At 62.1% G+C, this 17,399-nt stretch carries 16 protein-coding genes; 13 read left to right on the top strand and 3 right to left on the bottom strand.

Going from position 1 to position 17,399, the window contains the following annotated elements:
* Positions 1–79: 79 nt before the first annotated feature.
* The 10 genes from adk to MU846_RS08110 all read left to right on the top strand — a co-directional run bounded on the left by adk (position 80) and on the right by MU846_RS08110 (position 9,666).
* Positions 80–739 carry an adenylate kinase gene (gene adk, locus MU846_RS08155; protein ID WP_246951514.1) on the top strand — a complete coding sequence of 220 codons (660 nt, stop codon included), beginning with the start codon at positions 80–82 and terminating at the stop codon, positions 737–739.
* A 319-nt stretch (positions 740–1,058) separates the two neighbouring features.
* Positions 1,059–1,811, top strand: coding sequence for a septum site-determining protein MinC (gene minC / locus MU846_RS08150; RefSeq protein ID WP_246951512.1), 753 nt, complete (start codon positions 1,059–1,061; stop codon positions 1,809–1,811).
* A 50-nt stretch (positions 1,812–1,861) separates the two neighbouring features.
* The gene (gene minD / locus MU846_RS08145; RefSeq protein WP_246951510.1) at positions 1,862–2,683 is read left to right on the top strand and encodes a septum site-determining protein MinD; all 822 of its coding nucleotides are present in this window, start codon (positions 1,862–1,864) and stop codon (positions 2,681–2,683) included.
* A complete protein-coding gene (gene minE / locus MU846_RS08140) occupies positions 2,680–2,934 on the top strand; it encodes a cell division topological specificity factor MinE (RefSeq protein WP_246951509.1) in 255 nt (84 codons plus the stop codon). The genes minD and minE overlap by 4 nt, the downstream gene beginning before the upstream one ends.
* A gap of 1,127 nt (positions 2,935–4,061) precedes the next feature.
* Entirely contained in the window at positions 4,062–4,859 is a 798-nt protein-coding gene (locus MU846_RS08135; RefSeq protein ID WP_246951507.1) for a hypothetical protein, read from the top strand.
* Positions 4,860–5,065: 206 nt separating this feature from the next.
* Positions 5,066–7,036 carry a DNA repair helicase YoaA gene (yoaA, locus tag MU846_RS08130; RefSeq protein ID WP_246951506.1) on the top strand — a complete coding sequence of 657 codons (1,971 nt, stop codon included), beginning with the start codon at positions 5,066–5,068 and terminating at the stop codon, positions 7,034–7,036.
* A complete protein-coding gene (gene tsaB / locus MU846_RS08125; RefSeq protein WP_246951504.1) occupies positions 7,017–7,694 on the top strand; it encodes a tRNA (adenosine(37)-N6)-threonylcarbamoyltransferase complex dimerization subunit type 1 TsaB in 678 nt (225 codons plus the stop codon). Before yoaA ends, tsaB begins: the two co-directional genes overlap by 20 nt.
* Entirely contained in the window at positions 7,691–8,131 is a 441-nt protein-coding gene (locus MU846_RS08120) for an acyl-CoA thioesterase (RefSeq protein ID WP_246951502.1), read from the top strand. Before tsaB ends, MU846_RS08120 begins: the two co-directional genes overlap by 4 nt.
* Positions 8,131–8,940 carry an undecaprenyl-diphosphate phosphatase gene (locus tag MU846_RS08115; RefSeq protein ID WP_246951500.1) on the top strand — a complete coding sequence of 270 codons (810 nt, stop codon included), beginning with the start codon at positions 8,131–8,133 and terminating at the stop codon, positions 8,938–8,940. The genes MU846_RS08120 and MU846_RS08115 overlap by 1 nt, the downstream gene beginning before the upstream one ends.
* Before the next feature lie 3 nt (positions 8,941–8,943).
* Entirely contained in the window at positions 8,944–9,666 is a 723-nt protein-coding gene (locus MU846_RS08110; protein ID WP_246951498.1) for a class I SAM-dependent methyltransferase, read from the top strand.
* A 388-nt stretch (positions 9,667–10,054) separates the two neighbouring features.
* On the opposite strand, the gene plsB is transcribed toward MU846_RS08110, so the two are convergent.
* A complete protein-coding gene (plsB, locus tag MU846_RS08105; protein ID WP_246951496.1) occupies positions 10,055–12,565 on the bottom strand; it encodes a glycerol-3-phosphate 1-O-acyltransferase PlsB in 2,511 nt (836 codons plus the stop codon).
* 346 nt (positions 12,566–12,911) lie between these two features.
* Between plsB and MU846_RS08100 the strand changes: the two genes are divergently transcribed.
* The 3 genes from MU846_RS08100 (at position 12,912) to MU846_RS08090 (ending at position 15,200) form a co-directional block, all read left to right on the top strand.
* Positions 12,912–13,652, top strand: a complete 741-nt coding sequence (locus MU846_RS08100) for a TIGR04219 family outer membrane beta-barrel protein (RefSeq protein WP_246951494.1) — start codon at positions 12,912–12,914, stop codon at positions 13,650–13,652.
* 129 nt (positions 13,653–13,781) lie between these two features.
* Positions 13,782–14,312 carry a DUF2058 domain-containing protein gene (locus MU846_RS08095; RefSeq protein WP_246951492.1) on the top strand — a complete coding sequence of 177 codons (531 nt, stop codon included), beginning with the start codon at positions 13,782–13,784 and terminating at the stop codon, positions 14,310–14,312.
* Between the two features lie 42 nt (positions 14,313–14,354).
* The gene (locus MU846_RS08090) at positions 14,355–15,200 is read left to right on the top strand and encodes a CvfB family protein (RefSeq protein WP_246951490.1); all 846 of its coding nucleotides are present in this window, start codon (positions 14,355–14,357) and stop codon (positions 15,198–15,200) included.
* A gap of 131 nt (positions 15,201–15,331) precedes the next feature.
* Here the strand turns inward: MU846_RS08090 and MU846_RS08085 are convergent, their stop codons facing one another.
* Both MU846_RS08085 and MU846_RS08080 read right to left on the bottom strand, forming a co-directional pair.
* A complete protein-coding gene (locus MU846_RS08085) occupies positions 15,332–16,924 on the bottom strand; it encodes an aldehyde dehydrogenase family protein (RefSeq protein ID WP_246951487.1) in 1,593 nt (530 codons plus the stop codon).
* Positions 16,925–17,018: 94 nt separating this feature from the next.
* Positions 17,019–17,363, bottom strand: coding sequence for a hypothetical protein (locus tag MU846_RS08080; RefSeq protein WP_246951485.1), 345 nt, complete (start codon positions 17,361–17,363; stop codon positions 17,019–17,021).
* Between the last annotated feature and the right edge of the window lie 36 nt (positions 17,364–17,399).

Below are 17,399 nucleotides of genomic sequence, written 5' to 3'. Positions count from 1 at the left end.
AGGTGTTCCCTGATGGCCGTCAGGCCGTCCCGGGAGTGCTTTTCGGTGGGGTGCCCGATTCCCACAAATGGAGAAAGCTATGCGCGTCATCCTGCTTGGCGCGCCCGGGGCCGGTAAAGGCACTCAGGCGCAGTTCATCATGGAAAAGTACGGTATCCCGCAGATTTCCACCGGCGACATGCTGCGTGCTGCGGTGAAGGCCGGCACTCCCCTGGGCCAGGAAGCCAAGAAAGTGATGGATGCGGGCGGGCTGGTTTCCGACGACATCATTATCGGCCTGGTGCAGGAGCGCATTACCGAGCCGGATTGTGCCAACGGTTTTCTGTTCGACGGTTTTCCGCGCACCATTCCCCAGGCGCAGGCGCTGGTCGATGCCGGTATCACGATTGATGCCGTGGTCGAGCTGGATGTGGATGATGCCGAGATCATCGAGCGTTTGTCCGGCCGCCGCGTGCACCCCGCATCGGGCCGTGTTTATCACCTGAAATACAATCCTCCCAAGGTGCCCGGCAAGGACGACGTGACCGGCGATGATCTGGTGCTGCGTGATGATGATCGTGAAGAAACCGTGCGCAAGCGGTTGGAAATCTATCAGCAACAGACACGCCCGCTCGTCGGGTTTTATCAGGAGCTGGCGCGCCAGGATGCCGCTGCCGCACCGGCTTATATTCGTGTCGAAGGGCTGGGCCCGATGGACGAGATTCGCCGCCGTATTTTCGAAGGTCTGGATAATCGCTGAGCGAACCAGCTCGGCAAACCCCGGCAACCCCGCCGGGGTAAGCCCCCCTCCTGCGGAACATCGTCGCACCTGTGAACAGTTTTACAATTCGGGACAGCGCCAGCGCACCTGCCCGGAGTGTCGAGTTTTGCTGCGCGGCCACGTGCCGGCAGTTGAAAACCAGGCTGTGGCCCGCGCCGGCATGCTTTTCCCCTTGCAACCTTTGCTCTAGGCTTGCGTCCCATGCACTAGCCTTCGCCATGTGTGCTGCCGGCCATCCATCTAGTGCAGATGCGGCAGTGCGGCGTTCCAGCAAACGGACTCGTAGACAAGATCAGTGATGACAGCTGTAGAAGAACACACCATTCTCGAATTTCGCGGCCGCATGTTGATGATGACGGTGCTGCACCTGAAAACATTGGCACTTGACGCGCTGCATGCCCAGCTTGATAAAAGCCTGCAAGAATCACCGGACTGGTTGCGCGATGTGCCGATCGTGCTGGATCTGCCTGCCGAGGGCGAAGTGTCGGTGGTGGAACTGGCGCTGGTGCTGGAGGCACTGCGCGACCGGGATATGAATCTGGTGGCGGTGGCCACCGGCACGGCCATGCCGGAGCAGGAGGTCCGGGCGCTGGGCCTGGGTGTGGTCACGTTGGGCGATCAGCGCACTAACGCGTCGCGCCAGGAGAAAAGCGCAGCGCGCGCCGAAACACCCCTCTCGACAGAGCCCGCCGGCGCAGCACAGCAGACGCGGGAGCGCATTGAAACCATGGTGATCGACCAGCCGGTGCGTTCCGGCCAGCAAATCTACAGCCGCGGCGACCTGATCGTGCTGGCGCCCGTGGGCACCGGCGCCGAGCTGTTGGCGGACGGTCATATCCATGTGTACGGCAACCTGCGCGGGCGAGCACTGGCCGGGGTGCGCGGTGACAGCAGCGCACGCATTTTCTGCCAGCAGCTCAATGCCGAGCTGGTGTCCATTGCCGGGCACTATCGGGTTGCGGAAGATCTGCCGGAAAGCTGGCGCAACCAGCCAGTACAGATTTCCCTGGATGGGGAAGCCATGCAATTCATGCCATTGAAGGCGCGTTGAGCGGTATTCACAGCTGCATCGCCCGTCAAAGTAACCTGAGGAGACAAAGTGTGACCAAGATCATCGTCGTGACATCGGGCAAGGGTGGCGTGGGCAAAACCACAACCAGCGCGGCGCTGGCCACCGGCCTTGCGCTGCGGGGTTTCAAGACTACGGTGATTGATTTCGATGTGGGGCTACGCAATCTTGATCTGATCATGGGATGCGAGCGGCGCGTGGTCTATGACCTGGTGAATGTGATTCAGGGCGATGCCAACATTCGTCAGGCGCTGATCAAGGATAAGCGGGTCGAGAATCTTTATATCCTGCCCGCCTCACAGACTCGCGACAAAGATGCGCTGACGCTGGAAGGTGTCGAGCAGGTGCTGGAGGCGCTGCGCACCGATATGGCGATGGATTACATCATTTGCGACAGCCCGGCTGGCATCGAGCGCGGCGCCTTGATGGCCGCCTATTACGCCGATGAAGCGATTGTCGTCAGCAATCCGGAGGTGTCCAGTGTGCGTGATTCGGATCGCATTCTGGGTATCCTGGCCAGCAAGACACGGCGTGCCGAACAAGGGCAGGGTGAGATTCCCGCCCGGCTGCTGCTTACGCGCTACACGCCGGAGCGGGTAAGCAAGGGTGAAATGTTGTCCGTGGAAGATGTGCAGGAAATTCTCGCCATTGACCTGTTGGGCGTGATTCCCGAATCCCAGGCGGTGCTCAATGCCAGCAACGCCGGCTCGCCGGTGATTCTGGACACCGAATCGGACGCCGGGCAGGCGTATCTGGATGCGGTGGCGCGGTTCCTGGGCGAGCAAGTGCCGCACCGCTTTCTCACTGTCACGAAAAAAGGCCTGCTGGGTCGCTTGTTTGGAGGTCAGGGATGAGCATCTTCAGTTACCTGTTGCCGAAACGGCAAAATACCGCAACGGTAGCCAAGGAGCGTCTACAGATTATTGTTGCCCGCGAGCGCTCGGTGCGTGGCGGCCCGGATTACCTGCCACGGTTGCAGGAGGAATTGCTGGCGGTGGTACGCAAGTATGTGCCGGTCGATCCGGAAGCCGTCAGCGTACAGATGGATCGTGAATCCGGCTGTGAGATTCTGGAGCTTAATATCACTTTGCCAGAGAAGGATTGATTGGCACGGTGAAATGATGAAAGACCAGGGCGGCCACGAGCCGCCCTTTTTTGTGCTCGCGCTGGCGCCGGCCGAGGCAGCAGCGCTCTCTCTGCCTCGCTCGTCCGTTCTCTCACTGCCTCTCACTCCCTCCCGATCTCTTTCGCTGTTTCAAGATACTTTCAAGAGAGCGGTTCAAGAGAGCGTTTCAAAAGAGCGGTTCAAGGTGCAGGCACCGCTTGCGCGGGCTGCGGCGCGTCAACTGGCGGTATTTTCATTCCCCGCCCCCTTGGGCAGCAAAGCCATTCATGGTGCTGCTGCCTGTGTTTCGCCTGAGCTGAGCCGTGTGCTAGAGGCTGCGGCGCCGCAAGCGTTCCCGATGGCTCGCGAGACGATGAACCGTTTCGTACGAGTGAGCCTGCCTTGCCACTCAACCCGTCATGGGCGTAGGGCATGGCGGCACAGCGCACCCGCTTCCCGTTATCGGCACTGGTGACCATCAGCCGGGGAACACCTGCGGGACGGCTTCATCGTCTTGGCGGCGTTGGCATTGCTTGAAAGCAGAGGCTTGGAAGCACGCTTACGGCAGGTCGCCAACCTGATCTGCATTGGCGTGAACGGATGACGTACACAGGCGAGAGGTTGCGCGCTGCCTATGATGAACGGTGCTCATGCACCGCCTGACGCTTAGCCTGGCGCATAGCTTGCTGCATAGCGCAGGCCGGTATTGCTGTTTCTTTTATATAGATGCCACATCAGCGTGATGTGCGGGGTTGAACATCGGAAGGGATTATCTGCATCCGTTCAATTCTGCATTTCAATACTGTCAGCGGCTGCTTGATGCTTCGTCATGCTGTGTTCGCATGAAGATATCCGGCGTATATCGGGACGGCCTGGCCAATCAAAGGCCGTGCTGCACTTTCGTTAATTGAGTCGAAGGTTTGTTTTTAATGTGCTGCGCCATGATGGCGCCTTGTCACAGAAAGAGTGCTCTGCTTTGCCAATTATTGACCTCGAAAGGGGCGCATTCGGCTTTTTTTTCCGATTATCAATAGATGTTGTCTAAATTATGTACCAACCGTTTTTTTTTTGTGCTACTTTTCAGCCGTTGCAGTACCCAAAACAATGTATGGTTTAGGAGATCAAACATGGCTCGTGCAAAGAAGAAAGCGGTAACGCCGCGAAAGAAGGCGACAGCATCCAAGGCATCACCGGCCAAAAAAGCTGTTGTATCGAAAGCTCTCCTCAATGCTGAAGCGAAAGTGAAGCAGCAACAGAAAGCGATCGAACAGGCACAGAAGACCGTCACCCAGGTAGGCACCAAGCTGGAGCGCGAGCGCAAGAAGCTCGAAACAGAGCTGGGCAAACTGACCAAGCTGCAAGCTGACCTCAAGACCAAACGCGAGAAAGCGCGTGCTGGTACAGCAACAGCAGCCGCCAAGCGCGCCGTTGTCACTGCACGGGAAAGAGTTGCTGCGCAGCGCGACAAGGTAAAAGACGTACGCGACCAGATCCGTCTGGTGCGTGGGGAAGAGCAAGCGGCCAAGAAACTGGTCACCCGCGAGGCGCGCAAGCTGCGTACCGCAGAGCGTAACCACACCACCAAACTGCGCGAGCAGGAGCGCAAGGCCGCCAAGAAAGCCAAGGCAGCGGCCAAGAAAGCCGCTCTGAAAGCCAAAGCAGCAGAAAAGAAAGCGGCAGCCAAGGCCAAGGCCGCTGCCCGCAAAGCGGCAGCCAAAGAAAAGGCAGCAGAGCTGAAAGCGGCACGCAAGGCGAAAGCCAAGGCGCGCAAGGCCGCTGCGGGCACCAAGGCCGCCGCTAAGCGCAAGCCGCGTGCGACCGCTGCCAGCACCACCGCCAAAACCAAAGCCAAAAAAGCACCGGCCAAAAAGAGCGGCCGTGGCCCGGGCCGCCCGCGCAAGCAGCCTGTGACCACCGGAAACTGAGTGGCTTGTCCATACGTGAAACCCCGCTTCGGCGGGGTTTTTTATTTTCTGCCCCCTGGTAATGACGGCGAGGTTGTTTCGATTGGTAACATGCCGGGCCGGTGCGTGCTTGGGTGAATGGACGCCATCGGCTATCCTCTGCGCTTATCTCGACGCCGTGGCGGCGGCGGTGAAGTCAGCAAGTGCCGCACGGCAGGAGCAAGGTATTGAGTCAGGTTCGCGATATTCTCCAGCTCGGGGAGCGCTTCGAAGCGTCGATCCCCGGCTTTCGCGCGCGTGCGCCACAGGTGGAGATGGCAGTGGCCATCGAGGCAGCGCTGGCAGAGCACCAGGCGTTGGTGGTGGAGGCGGAAACCGGCACCGGCAAGACGCTCGCTTACCTGGTGCCGGCATTGCTCTCCGACGGCCCGACCATCATTTCCACCGGTACCAAGAGCCTGCAAGACCAGCTGTTCTTCAAAGATGTCCCGGTAGTGCTCAAGGCACTCGGCCTGCGGCGGCGCGTCGCACTTCTGAAAGGCCGCGCCAATTATCTGTGCCCTTACCGCATGGAGCTGCATCAGGAAGAGGGCCGCTTTCTTACCCGCGAAACGGCTGAGCAACTGCAAATCGTGGCGCGCTGGGCCGCTCGTACCCGCACGGGTGATCTGGCCGAGCTGCAAGAGCTGCCGGAAGATGCGCCAGTATGGCCCTGGGTAACCAGCACGGCGGACAATTGCCTGGGCCAGGATTGCCCGCGCTACAGCGAGTGCCCGGTGATTCAGGCGCGCCAGCAGGCCCAGGAAGCCGATCTGGTGGTGGTGAACCATCATTTGTTCTTTGCCGATGCGGCACTTAAAGGCGAGGGACTGACAGAGCTGCTGCCGAGCGCCAACGCGGTGATCTTCGACGAGGCGCACCAATTGCCGGATGTGGCGGCGACGTTCTTTGGCGAATCGCTCAGTGCGCGCCAGCTGTCGGAGCTGGGCCGTGATGCGTTGAGTGAAGCCGGGCATACCGCAGCTGATTTGCAGGTGCTCAATTCCATTGTGGCGGCGCTGGAGCGTGCCACCGCCGATTTGCGCCTCGCCCTCGGCGACGAAGGCCGCCGCTCGCCCTGGCACGAAGTAGCCGCCTTGCCGACGGTGCAGGAGGCGGCAGCGGCATTGCAGGCGCGACTCGCGGAGCTTGAGGCGTTGCTGGCGCCTTTGCAGAAGGCCAGCCGGGGCATGGAAAATTGCGTGCGTCGCAGCCGCGAGCTGCTGGCCAGCCTTGGCCGGCTGACGCGGGCGGATGATCCGGCCCAAGTGTACTGGTTCGAAAACTTTCGCCGCACGTTCATGCTGCACGCCACACCGTTGACGGTGTCGGAAGCCTTTGGTGCGCATCGTGCCCGGCATCAGTGCGCCTGGGTATTTACCTCGGCTACGCTTTCCGTCGCGGGCGATTTCAGCCACTTCGTTCAACGCCTGGGCCTTGAGCAGGCGCACACGATGCGCTTGTCCAGCCCGTTCGATTTTCGCCGCCAAGCGGTGCTGTATGTGCCGGATGGCTTGCCGATGCCGGATTCGCCGGATTACACGCGCGCCGTGGTGGAAACCATGGTGCCGGTGATCGAAGCGGCACAGGGGCGCACGTTCTTTCTCTTCACCAGCCACCGCGCCTTGCGCGAAGCCGCTGCGCTGTTGCGCGGCCGGCTGTCATTTCCGTTGCTGGTGCAAGGCGAGGCCGGGCGCCGCCAGTTGCTGGAGCAGTTTCGCGAGCAAGGCAACGCGGTGCTGCTCGGTGCAGCCAGCTTCTGGGAAGGCATCGACGTGCGCGGCGATGCGCTGAGCTGCGTGATTATCGACAAGCTGCCGTTCGGTTCGCCCGGCGATCCGGTGGCGGCGGCACGCATCGACAATATCCGCGCCAGCGGCGGCCAGCCTTTCTGGGTGTTCCAGCTGCCGCAGGCGGTGCTGACGCTGCGTCAGGGCGCCGGCCGGCTGATTCGCGATCCGTCTGATCGTGGCTTGCTGGTGGTTGCCGACCCGCGCATCGTCAATCGTGGTTACGGCAAGTTGTTTCTCGATAGTTTGCCCGGCATGACGCGCACGCGAAAACTTGAGGTGGTGCAGCGTTTTTTCAGAATGCTGGCACAGACACCGCCACAAACGCCCCCACCCACGCAGGTTGCAGATGAAACTGATCGGCATTGAAACGGCGACCGACAGCTGTTCGGTCGCGCTGTGGCAAAACGGCACCGTGCTGGAGCATTTTGAAATGGCGCCACGCCGCCAGACCGAGCGGGTGCTGCCTATGGTTGCGGCGCTGCTGGCAGACGCCGGGCTGACGCCGGCGCAGCTTGACGGTGTGGCGTTCGGCCGTGGGCCGGGCGCCTTTACCGGCGTACGCGTCGCGGTGGCGGTAGCACAGGGGCTGGCATTCTCCATTGATCGCCCGGTGCTGGGTATTTCCACGCTGGCATCGGCGGCGCTGGCCGCGTTTGATCGCGGTGCACAAGGGCCGCTGTTGACGGCCTTTGATGCGCGCATGAACGAGCTGTATCTGGCCGTCTATGAGCAACAGGGCAGCGACGGGGTGCACGCGCTGGTGGCCGACTGTCTCGCCAGCCCGACGACGCTGCCACCGTTGCCAGCGCAAGTGCAGATGGGCACCGGCTCCGGCGAAGTGCATCGCGAGGCGCTGCAACGGGCGCTGCCTGGCTTGCAGCAGTGGTTGCCGGACGGCTACCCCCGCGCAGCAACTATCGTGCGCTTGGCAGCGCCAGGCTTTGCTGCCGGAGAGGGGGTGGCGGCCGCACAGGCCCGCCCGGTGTATTTGCGCGACCAGGTGATTCAGGGAGCAAGGCAATGAGTGAGTGGGATCTGCCCGATCCGTATGTGCTGGCGATGAATGTGGATGCTGCTTTCATTGATCGCATGGGGCACGCCAACAATGCCGCTTATGTGCGCTGGCTGGAAAAAGTGGCCTGGGCGCACACCGATGCGCTGGGGCTGGGCTGGGATGCGTATCAGCGCCTCAATCGAGCATTCGTGGCGCGCCATACCGAAATCGAATACCTGGCACCGGCGTTTGTCGATGAACGCTTGCTGCTCGGCACCTGGATCGTCGAGAACGATCAGCGCATCAGCATGACGCGGCGCTACCAGATTATTCGTGAGCAGGATGGCCTGACGCTGGCGCGTGCCAGAACCCGTTGGGTCTGTGTGGCGGTGGATTCCGGCAAGCCGCGCCGGATGCCGCCGGAGTTTATTTCAGGTTACGCTGTGGCGCTTACCAAGGAGAGCTGATGGACTGGTTGCAGGCCCTGATTCTGGCCGTTGTTCAAGGATTGACCGAGTTTTTGCCCGTTTCCAGTTCCGCGCATCTGATTCTGCCGGCGCAGTTGTTGGGCTGGCAGGATCAGGGGCTGGCGTTTGATGTGGCCGTGCACCTGGGCACGCTGGTGGCTGTGCTGGGCTATTACCGTGCGCAGCTCGGTGCCATGGTGGCGGGCGCCTGGCAGGGCGTCAGCCAGCGCCGCGTGAACGACGATTTGCGGCTGGGGTTATTGATCGTATGGGCGACGCTGCCGGCGGTGATCTTCGGATTGTTGTTCAAGGATATGATCGAGCAGTACACGCGCTCGGTCGCCGTCATCGGGACCACCACCATCCTGTTCGGCCTGTTGCTGTGGGTGGCGGACGCGCGTGGCCGGCAAACGATTGGCCTGATGGGCATCGGGATGGGTGTGGCCACACTGATCGGGCTGGCTCAGGCGATGGCGCTGATTCCCGGCACCTCGCGCAGCGGCATTACGCTCACGGCGGCGCTGCTACTGGGGCTGCGGCGTGAAGATGGTGCGCATTTTTCCTTTCTGCTTTCCATTCCGGTGATTCTCGGTGCGCTGGTGTTGATGAGCCGCGACCTGATCGGGTTCGAGCATGGCTACAGCTTCGCGCAGTTGGCCGTGGCGTGCCTGGTGTCGGCGCTGGTGGCGTATCTGTCGATCGGCTTTTTCCTGCGACTGGTGGCGCGTATGAGCATGGCGCCGTTCGCGATCTATCGTCTGCTGCTGGGCTCGGTGTTGCTGCTGAGCTTGTGGCTGGGCGTGGCCTGAGCCATGTTGCTGGGTCTGTTGCCGGGCGTGCCAGCCGGCTTGCCCGGCACTCCGGTGGCCGACGAGCAGGCAGCGCTAGCCGCGGGTTGCTCGCTGGTGTTGGGGGTGCGCGACGATGCGTTGTCGCTGTGGCGCCCTGGCGGCCCTGAAGCGCCGCTGCGCGTCGATCTCACCTTTGGGCGTACCGGCTATCGGGTTGCGCCCGAGCGCGTGCGCCACGAGAAGCTGGTGCGTGCAGCGGGCGCGTTGCCCGAGGGCGGCGGCACCGTGATTGATGCCACCGCCGGCCTGGGGCGGGATGCCGCCATTCTGGCCGCCGCCGGCTGGCAGGTGATCTTGCTGGAGCGGCAGCCGGTGCTGCACGCGATGCTGGCAGACGGGCTGCGCCGTGCCGGCGTGCCGGCCGGCCGGATGGCACTGGTGCAGGCGGATGCAACCGGTTGGCTGGCGACAGCCACCGAGAAGCCTGAGGTGGTGTATCTCGACCCGATGTTTCCGCAGCGGGAGAAATCCGCCGCCGTGAAGAAGGAGCTGGCCTGGGTGCAGCAGCTGGCGCCGGTTGACAGCTCGGAGGGGGAGGCCGGTCTGCTGGCGGCCGCGCTGGCATGTGCGCGCAAGCGGGTGGTGGTGAAGCGCCCGCTGCGTGCGCCGGTGCTGGCTGGCCGCACGCCCTCGCACCAGCTGACCGGCAAGACGGTGCGCTTCGATGTTTATGTGACGGGCTGAGGGGCTGGCGGTGCGCTGAGGCGGCCCGGCGCACTGCATGACGGCACCTCTTGTCGCTGTCTTTGTTCGCGGCTATCTATTGGGCTATCTAGCCTTATCATCCGGTACTATTTTATCCAGCGATCCGGCATTGTCCTGTCGAGCAGTACGGACGGTCTGAGCACTGCGTACGGGAATCTGCTGCCAGCGCACCAACGTCGCACCTTCAATCTCCCGGCCTGTTCGGCAGGCTCGGGCGCGGAGCGCCAATGTCAGGTTTGCACGGCGGCCAGTACGTGCGAAGTGTCATGGGTAACGCGCCTGCCTCGGATGCCAGCTGATGCCGTTTCCGGAGCGTGAGAGCCGGGGCACGGCACCGCCCGGCGGCGAGCTGCCGCCGAGGCGTCAGTCAGGGTGCGCTGCGTTCCGGCGGCGGCACTGGCGTATCAAGGGCTTGCTCCTGGCACAGTTGCGTCAGCCTGACGATGGCGTGGCGCAGTGTCGGGCTGAGCATGCGCCGGGCTTCATCGTCCAGCGCCCGCAAGCGCTCGTCGAATGACAGCAGGCCGTGCTCGCCGGTGCTGACCAGCCCGTAACCACGCAATTGATTGATGAAGTTGCGTAGCACGACACGATCAAAGAATTCCGGCGAATTGAATTCGTAAAGCAGCGAGAGCCGCTGTGCGGTCTGTTGCGCGAGGTCTTCCAGTATCTCGGCAGTGAGGCGGTTGTTACCGTGCTCCACCAGCAGGCGAATGGTGAGGAAAAACCGCTCCAGCGCCTGCGCGACTGTCTGGCCGAGGTGATCCAGCAGCTCCGATTCCATCGAGTGCAGCGGGGCGCCGCGCAACTGATCACCGGTCACGCGCACCAGCCCCTGGGCCGCAAGCACATCGATGGCGTGATCCACGGCCTGGAACAGATCGGCATCGTTATCCCAGTGCAGGAAATATTCCGCCTGGAAAAACGGATACAGCAGGTGCACCAGCTGCTTGAGCTGGTCGCGCCGGATATCGCGGGCATCTTGCAGTAGCGCACAGACCAGGCCCGGCAGCACGAACAGGTGCAGGCTGTTGTTGCGCACATAAGCCATTTGCAGCGCGGTCATGTTGTCGGTGGTGATCAGGCTGCCCATCGGATGCTCCACCCGCACGATGAAATCGTTGCGCAGGCCGTATTCGATGATGTCGCCGGGGTCGGTATTGGCAATCTCGATACTGCCGCCGTAAGGCGCCTGTTCAAGAATGGTGATGTACAGCGCCAGCTGCCGTTTGAGCTGCATCTCATCCATGGTGTGTTTGGGCGTCGCCAGCAATGCCAGGCCCAGCAGGTTGACCGGGTTGGCAACGGCGGCGGCATTGATGCGCGTGACCACGGTATTGCCGAGCGTGCTGACAACCTGCTTCAGTGTCTCGGGCAGCGGCTGGCTGGCATCAAGCTCACGCCATTGCGGCAGCTCGGCATCGAGGAAGGAATTCAGCAGTACCGGATCGCCGAAATTCACATGCACCTCGCCGAAATGGCTGCGCAGCACCGAGAGCGATTTCACGAAGCCGAAAATACTTTCCTTCTGCTTTTTTGCCCCGTGCAGTTCGCCGATATAGGTGCTGCCCTCGATCAGCTTTTCGTAACCGATGTAAACCGGCACCAGCGCCACCGGTTTGCTGCTGTCACGAATGAAGCTCTCTACGGTCATCTTCAACATGCCGGGGCGCGGATTGAGCATGCGCCCGCTGCGGCTGCGGCCGCCTTCGACAAAGTATTCGATGGAATAGCCGCGGCTGAGAATAATGTGCAGGTACTCGTTGAACACCGCCGAATACAGCGGATTGTCCTTGAAGCTGCGGCGCATGAAGAAAGCGCCACCACGCCGCAAAACAGTGCCGATAACCGGTAGGTTGAGGTTGATGCCGGCAGCAATGTGCGGCGGCACCAGGCCGTTCTTGTAAAGCAGGTAGGAAAGCAGCAGATAGTCAGCGTGGCTGCGGTGGCAGGGCACGTAGATGATCTCGTGGTGCTGAGCTGCGGTTTGCAGCTTTTCCAGATTGTAGGCACGCAGGCCGCTGTAGAGCCGGTTCCAGACCCACTCCAGCAGCACTTCCAGAAAACGGATAACGGTGTGGGAATAATCTGCAGCGATTTCCATGGCGTAGCTGCGCGCACGGGCTTCGTGCTTTTCATAGCTGTCGCCGCTTTCGGCGGCGGCCTGATTAATCACTTCCCGCACCGGAGCGCTTTCGATCAGGCTGTTGACGAGTGTTCGTCGGTGCGACAAATCCGGCCCGATAACCGCCTCGCGCTGGCGGCGGAAATGTACGCGCAGAATACGCTGCGCCTTGCGCACGGCACGCTCCGCCGTAAGGCTTTCGTCCACCAGCTGGCGCATGGACATCGGCTGGCTGATATTGATGAACAGCTGCCGCCCCTGGGTCAGAATGATGAAGAATTTCTTGATGAAACCCGGCGGCGACCAGTTATCGGCGAAGATGATCTTCCAGAGCGAGTTTTCTTTGTCGGGTCGGCGGCCCCAGAACAGTGATACCGGCACCAGCTGCAAATCGTCTTCAGGGTGTTGGCCCAGCGATTCTGCCAGACGAATCAGGCGGGCGTTGTTGCCACCGACACGCTCCCTGCCGACCAGTGCCTTACGGCGATAAAGGTAGAAGTAGCTGCGACGCAAGGTGCGATCGGACAGCGCAAGCGGTGCCAGCGGGCTGGGCAGGCCGAGCCGCCGGGTTTCCCGGTCTAGTAGCAGCAGATCGGCGAGAGACGCCTCGCGCAGCACATAAAAGATCGGCTTTGTGGGGTCGATCCCCAATTCTGCCGCATCACGGTGCAGGCTGGTTGTGCGGGTGCACCAGTTGAGAAAAATGCGAGCCAGAAAGAAGAACAGTCGGTCGAGGCCAAACCAGAAAGTCATAGTTTTTGTCGGGAACAGGTCCGGAAAGGTAGCGAAAGTGTAATCAATGCGCGGCGATGGGGACAGCGGAGGCTTATTTCAGGATGTAACCTGGCGACCAGCGGTGCGGCGACGGCAAAAAGACAAAAGCAAAAAAACGAAAGTTGGCACCATGGTTGCGCTTTGCGCTCGGTTGGGCATGGTTTACCCCCCTGCCGGCAGGCTCAGCCGGCGGGCTCATATGCCTGCGGCAGCGGGCTCCGCCAATCCGAAGAGTCTTTTTTCCGCTGGCGAGCGGTGTAATACTGCCGGCCAGATTCTCGCCGCGCTGGGGTGGCGGGAAAAGTCTGATGCAAGGAGTTGCACAATGCGTAAAGCCTGTATGGCCCTGGGCCTGACATTGCTGGCGCCGGCCGCGTACAGCGCCCCGCTGGTGGATATCTACGCCGGAGCCTATTCCTGGAATGCAGAGCTCAGCGGCACCGTGTCGTCCGGGGGGGATGACATCAGCTTTGATCGGGATCTGGATTTCGACAAGACCCGTGAGAACGTGCTGTATATCGGCCTGGAGCATCCGATCCCGGTGCTGCCCAATGTGCGCCTGCGCCACAGCGAAATTTCGGACTCTGCACGCAATACGTTGAGCCGCCAGATCAGCTTTGGTGGTGAGACGTTCAATGTGTCGGACACAGTGAGCTCAAGCTACGATCTGGAAATGACCGATCTGACGCTCTACTACAGCCCGCTGAACAACTGGGTGAAGCTGGATCTGGGTCTGAATGTGCGCCGACTGGAAGCCGAGTTCAATATCGCCTCCACGACAGAAAGCGCCCGCGAATCCGCCAGCGAAACCATCCCCATGCTGCATCTGGCTGCACGCGGCAATCTGCCGTTCAGCGGCTTTTACGCCGGTGGCGAAGTGAACGTGGTCAGCTACGACGGTAGCAAGCTGCAAGACACCAATGTTTACCTGGGCTGGACATCCGATTTCCTGCTCGGCGTGCAAGTGGGCTACAACCGTCTCGATCTGGAGCTGGATGATGTCAGCGATCTGGATTCCGACTTTTCCCTCAAAGGCCCGTACCTGGCTCTGACGTTCACGTTCTGATGCACTGCGCCTGCGCCCCCGGCCATTGCCGGGCCGGCGCAGGCGCACGTTCCGGCCGGCCTCATCGCTGGCACTTGTTTTCATCCTCCCCCAGAATACCGGCATCACAGTCTGTGTCGGATCAATGTCATGTCTCTCAAGGATCAGTTACTCAAGGCCGGGCTTGCGGACAAGAAACGTGCGCGGCAGGCTGAGCACCAGAAGCGCCAGGCCAACAAGCAACGCGAGCGTGGTGAAAGTGTGGATGACGCCGCTGCCCGGGTGCGGCAGTTGCAGGCGGAGCAGGCCGAGCGCTCACGGCTGCTGAATCAGCAGCGTGAAGACGAGGCGCGGCAGAAGGCGATCAGCGCGCAGGTGCGCCAGCTGGTGATGGCCCATCGCCTGCCCCGTGAGCGCGGTGAGGCGCCGTATCAGTTCACCGACGACAAGAAAATCCAGAAAATTTACGTGCTGCCGCCCATGGTGGATCAGCTCGCCCGTGGTCAGCTTGCGGTGGTGCATGGCGACAACGGCTATGAAGTTGTGCCGGCCAATATTGCAGCGCGCATTCAGGAGCGCCGCCCGGAAACCGTGGTAGTGCTGCACCAGCGTGACAAGAACGCGCCGGCAGAAGACGATCCCTACGCAGATTACCCGATTCCTGATGATCTGATGTGGTAGGCCTGCATGTCTGACACCAAAGCTGACAGGGTAAAACCCGACATGAGCCCGACCGCTGCGGTGGTGATCGGGCGCAGCAATCGTCTTGAAGTCGTGCGGCGCGGCCGTGCCGGGTTCTATGCCGATGGCGGCGAGGATGGGCAGATACTGATCCTGCCCCAGCATACGGCGGCGGATTGCGCGGTGGGCCAGTGGCTGGATCTGTTTGTGTTCCTGGATGCCGATGGCCACCTGGCCGCTACTCCGAAGATGCCGCTGGCGCAGGTGGGTGAGGTGGGCTGGTTCCGTGTCGCCAGCCTCTCGCCGGTGGGCGCCTTCCTTGATTGGGGTCTGCCGAAAGATTTGCTGCTGCCATTCTCCGAACAGCAGGCGCCGGTGGAGCAGGGGCGTCAGTTGCTGGCCATGGTGTTTCGCGATGAGCGTGGCCGGCTGGCGGCCTCGACACGGCTGGATGATTTTATTGCCGATGAGGCCAGCGGGCTGAAATCCGGCGATGAGGTCACGCTGGTGATGGCCGAGCGCACTGATCTGGGCCGCAAGGCGATCGTCAATCACCGCTTCTGGGGTTTGCTCTATCACGATGAGCTCACCACGCCGGTGCGCCGTGGCCAGCGCATGAGGGGTTATATACGGCGTGTGCGCGAGGATGGCCGGCTTGATCTGTCGTTGGCGCCGGTCGGCATGGCGCGGCTGGAAGGTGCTGCGGGCGAGGTGCTGGCGTTACTGAAACGCTCCGGTGGCGTGTTGCCGCTGGGTGACAAAAGTGCGCCGGAGGCGATTCGCGCCAGCACCGGCTTGAGCAAGAATGCCTTCAAGCAGGCGATCGGCATATTGTATCGGCAGCGGCTGGTGGAGCTGGCGGCCAATGAGACCCGCTTGCGGCAGTGAGGTTTGTCTTGACGGCGCAGCAACGGGGGCGTGGACGGCCGCGGCCAGTGTAGCCAGCCAAGGCGGACTACACTGGTCAAAGACAGCCCGGGACAGCCCGGCGCCGCCATCCATGCCGCCGTCAGCGCACATCAGGGCTTCCAGCGGGTGAACATCTTGCGCAGCAGGTAGGGGGTCAGTTTCAGCGAGCTGCCCAACCACTCGCCGATACTGCGGGGAAACACGAAACGCATCGCGTTGAGCAGTGCCCGGTAGGTGGCCTCGTCGAACGGATACCACCACAGGTTGCGTGTCGCCGGCAGCAGATCCCAGTTCACCACTTTGGTGTTGGTCATTTCCAGCAGCCCCTCAGGGCCATGGGTGCGGCCGATACCGGATTCCTTCCAGCCTCCCCAGGGCACTTCCGACAGGCCGTGGGTGTAGAGGTGATCGTTGATGGCGGTGACGCCAGTCTGTAGTTGTGCGGCAAGCGCCCGGCCGCGCCGGGTGTTGCGCGTCCACACCGACGAGGTGAGCGCGAGGTTGGAATCGTTGGCCCGCGCCAGCGCTTCCTGTTCGTCGGCCACCTTGCAGACAGTCACCACGGGGCCGAATGTTTCCTCCCGTTGCACCAGCATGTCGTCGGTCACGTCCACCAGCAGCATGGCCGGATGGAACAGGCCATCCTGTGGCCCCGCCGGTTGTGACTGTGCTGCCACGCTGGCGCCCTTGGCGAGCGCATCTTCCACATGCTGCTGCACCGTGCGCAGCTGGCCAGCGGTGGTGATGCTGCCGATATCAATATCGAAGTTGTCATGGCCAGCGCCATGGCGCAGGGCGCGGGTTTTTTCGGCGAGCAGGCGGACAAATTCGTCATACACTTCGGCCACCACATAGATGCGCTCGACACCACCACAGGACTGCCCCGCATTCTGGTAGCCCGCCCACGCGGCGCCGTTGGCAGCGCGCTCCAGATCCGCATCGGCCAGCACGATCATGGCATCGTTGCCGCCCAGCTCCAGCGACAGCGGCGTGAGGGTGGGGGCGGCCTGGGCCATCAGCTGCTTGCCCACGGCCACGGAGCCGGTGAAGAACAGCTTGTCCACGCGCTGGGCGAAGAACGCATCAGCAACCTTGCCGCCACTGCCGACAACATGCTGGAACAACCCCGGCGGCAGGTCGCCGGCGGCGACGATATCTTCGATTGCCTTGCCCACGGCGGGCGTCGCGGCGGCCACTTTCAACAGCACCGCATTGCCGGCCATCAGTGCCATGACCAGCTCGCCAAACGGGATCGACAATGGATAGTTCCACGGGCTGATAATGCCGATCACGCCCAGCGGCAGGTGCATCATCTGGGTGCGTTTGTTGGCGAACAGCAGGCTGCCGGCGCCGCGCATTTTCGGTTTCAGCAGCTTGCCGGTATTGCGCGCATACCAGTTGCAGGCCAGCGCACAGGGCAGCACTTCGGTGGCCAGCGCATCGGTGCGGGTCTTGCCGTTGCTCTGGCTGATCGTCAGCGCCAGCGCTTCGGCGTTATCCAGAATATAGCGCCGCATCCGCTGGATATGCGCGGCGCGCTGCTTGAAGCTGCGGGCCGCCCACTGCGCCTGGGCGCGCCGCGCAGCCGCCATCATCTCCGGCATGCGGGCCAGATCGGTTTCCGGCATTTCAAAGAAAGCCTGGCCAGTGGCCGGGTTGATGTTTTCCACAGTGCGGGCGGCAAGCGTTTCGGCAGCGTTCATGGCAGTGTCCTTATCATTCGAGCAAGTGCGGGGTGGCACGGTTTTACAGAGCACGAATGTGAACACAAAAGCGGGCGGGCTGCTAGCTGGCGGGTTATTCGTCTATCCACTGCCAGCGTAGCGGCTCGCCGAAATCATCGTAGATGAGCTTGCGCTTTGGCCCACGGCGCGCCTTGATCCGCGGCGGCTTCTGCCGGTGGGCCTGCTTGCGTGCTTCCAGTGTGGCCAGGACGTGATCCAGCGGCACGCGCTCGGTGCGCTCCCCAGTGCGATGGGCGCTGAACGGCTGCTGCCGCCAGGGATTGCCGGGCGGCGCGCCGGAGGCACCGGGGGGCACCTGTTGGATGGCGCCACCGTTGGCCAGGAATTCATCGACCTGGCGCTGTAGTTGCGCACGCTGCCGGGCCTTGAAGGATAGCTCCTTCGGGGACTTGGGCATGTCTCGGCCACATCCTGCTTGATCACAGACGAATGA

The sequence above is a fragment of the Alcanivorax quisquiliarum genome (genome assembly GCF_023051175.1).
Taxonomy (GTDB): domain Bacteria; phylum Pseudomonadota; class Gammaproteobacteria; order Pseudomonadales; family Alcanivoracaceae; genus Isoalcanivorax; species Isoalcanivorax quisquiliarum.
This window is presented reverse-complemented; position numbering and strand designations above follow the sequence as displayed.

Excerpts from the sequence above, each read along its gene's own strand:
- adk (WP_246951514.1), top strand. The coding sequence starts at position 80 with ATGCGCGTCATCCTGCTTGGCGCGCCCGGGGCCGGTAAAGGCACTCAG.
- minC (WP_246951512.1), top strand. The coding sequence starts at position 1,059 with ATGACAGCTGTAGAAGAACACACCATTCTCGAATTTCGCGGCCGCATG.
- minE (WP_246951509.1), top strand. The coding sequence starts at position 2,680 with ATGAGCATCTTCAGTTACCTGTTGCCGAAACGGCAAAATACCGCAACG.
- MU846_RS08135 (WP_246951507.1), top strand. The coding sequence starts at position 4,062 with ATGGCTCGTGCAAAGAAGAAAGCGGTAACGCCGCGAAAGAAGGCGACA.
- tsaB (WP_246951504.1), top strand. The coding sequence starts at position 7,017 with ATGAAACTGATCGGCATTGAAACGGCGACCGACAGCTGTTCGGTCGCG.
- MU846_RS08120 (WP_246951502.1), top strand. The coding sequence starts at position 7,691 with ATGAGTGAGTGGGATCTGCCCGATCCGTATGTGCTGGCGATGAATGTG.
- MU846_RS08115 (WP_246951500.1), top strand. The coding sequence starts at position 8,131 with ATGGACTGGTTGCAGGCCCTGATTCTGGCCGTTGTTCAAGGATTGACC.
- MU846_RS08110 (WP_246951498.1), top strand. The coding sequence starts at position 8,944 with ATGTTGCTGGGTCTGTTGCCGGGCGTGCCAGCCGGCTTGCCCGGCACT.
- plsB (WP_246951496.1), bottom strand. The coding sequence starts at position 12,565 with ATGACTTTCTGGTTTGGCCTCGACCGACTGTTCTTCTTTCTGGCTCGC.
- MU846_RS08100 (WP_246951494.1), top strand. The coding sequence starts at position 12,912 with ATGCGTAAAGCCTGTATGGCCCTGGGCCTGACATTGCTGGCGCCGGCC.
- MU846_RS08095 (WP_246951492.1), top strand. The coding sequence starts at position 13,782 with ATGTCTCTCAAGGATCAGTTACTCAAGGCCGGGCTTGCGGACAAGAAA.
- MU846_RS08090 (WP_246951490.1), top strand. The coding sequence starts at position 14,355 with ATGAGCCCGACCGCTGCGGTGGTGATCGGGCGCAGCAATCGTCTTGAA.
- MU846_RS08085 (WP_246951487.1), bottom strand. The coding sequence starts at position 16,924 with ATGAACGCTGCCGAAACGCTTGCCGCCCGCACTGTGGAAAACATCAAC.
- MU846_RS08080 (WP_246951485.1), bottom strand. The coding sequence starts at position 17,363 with ATGCCCAAGTCCCCGAAGGAGCTATCCTTCAAGGCCCGGCAGCGTGCG.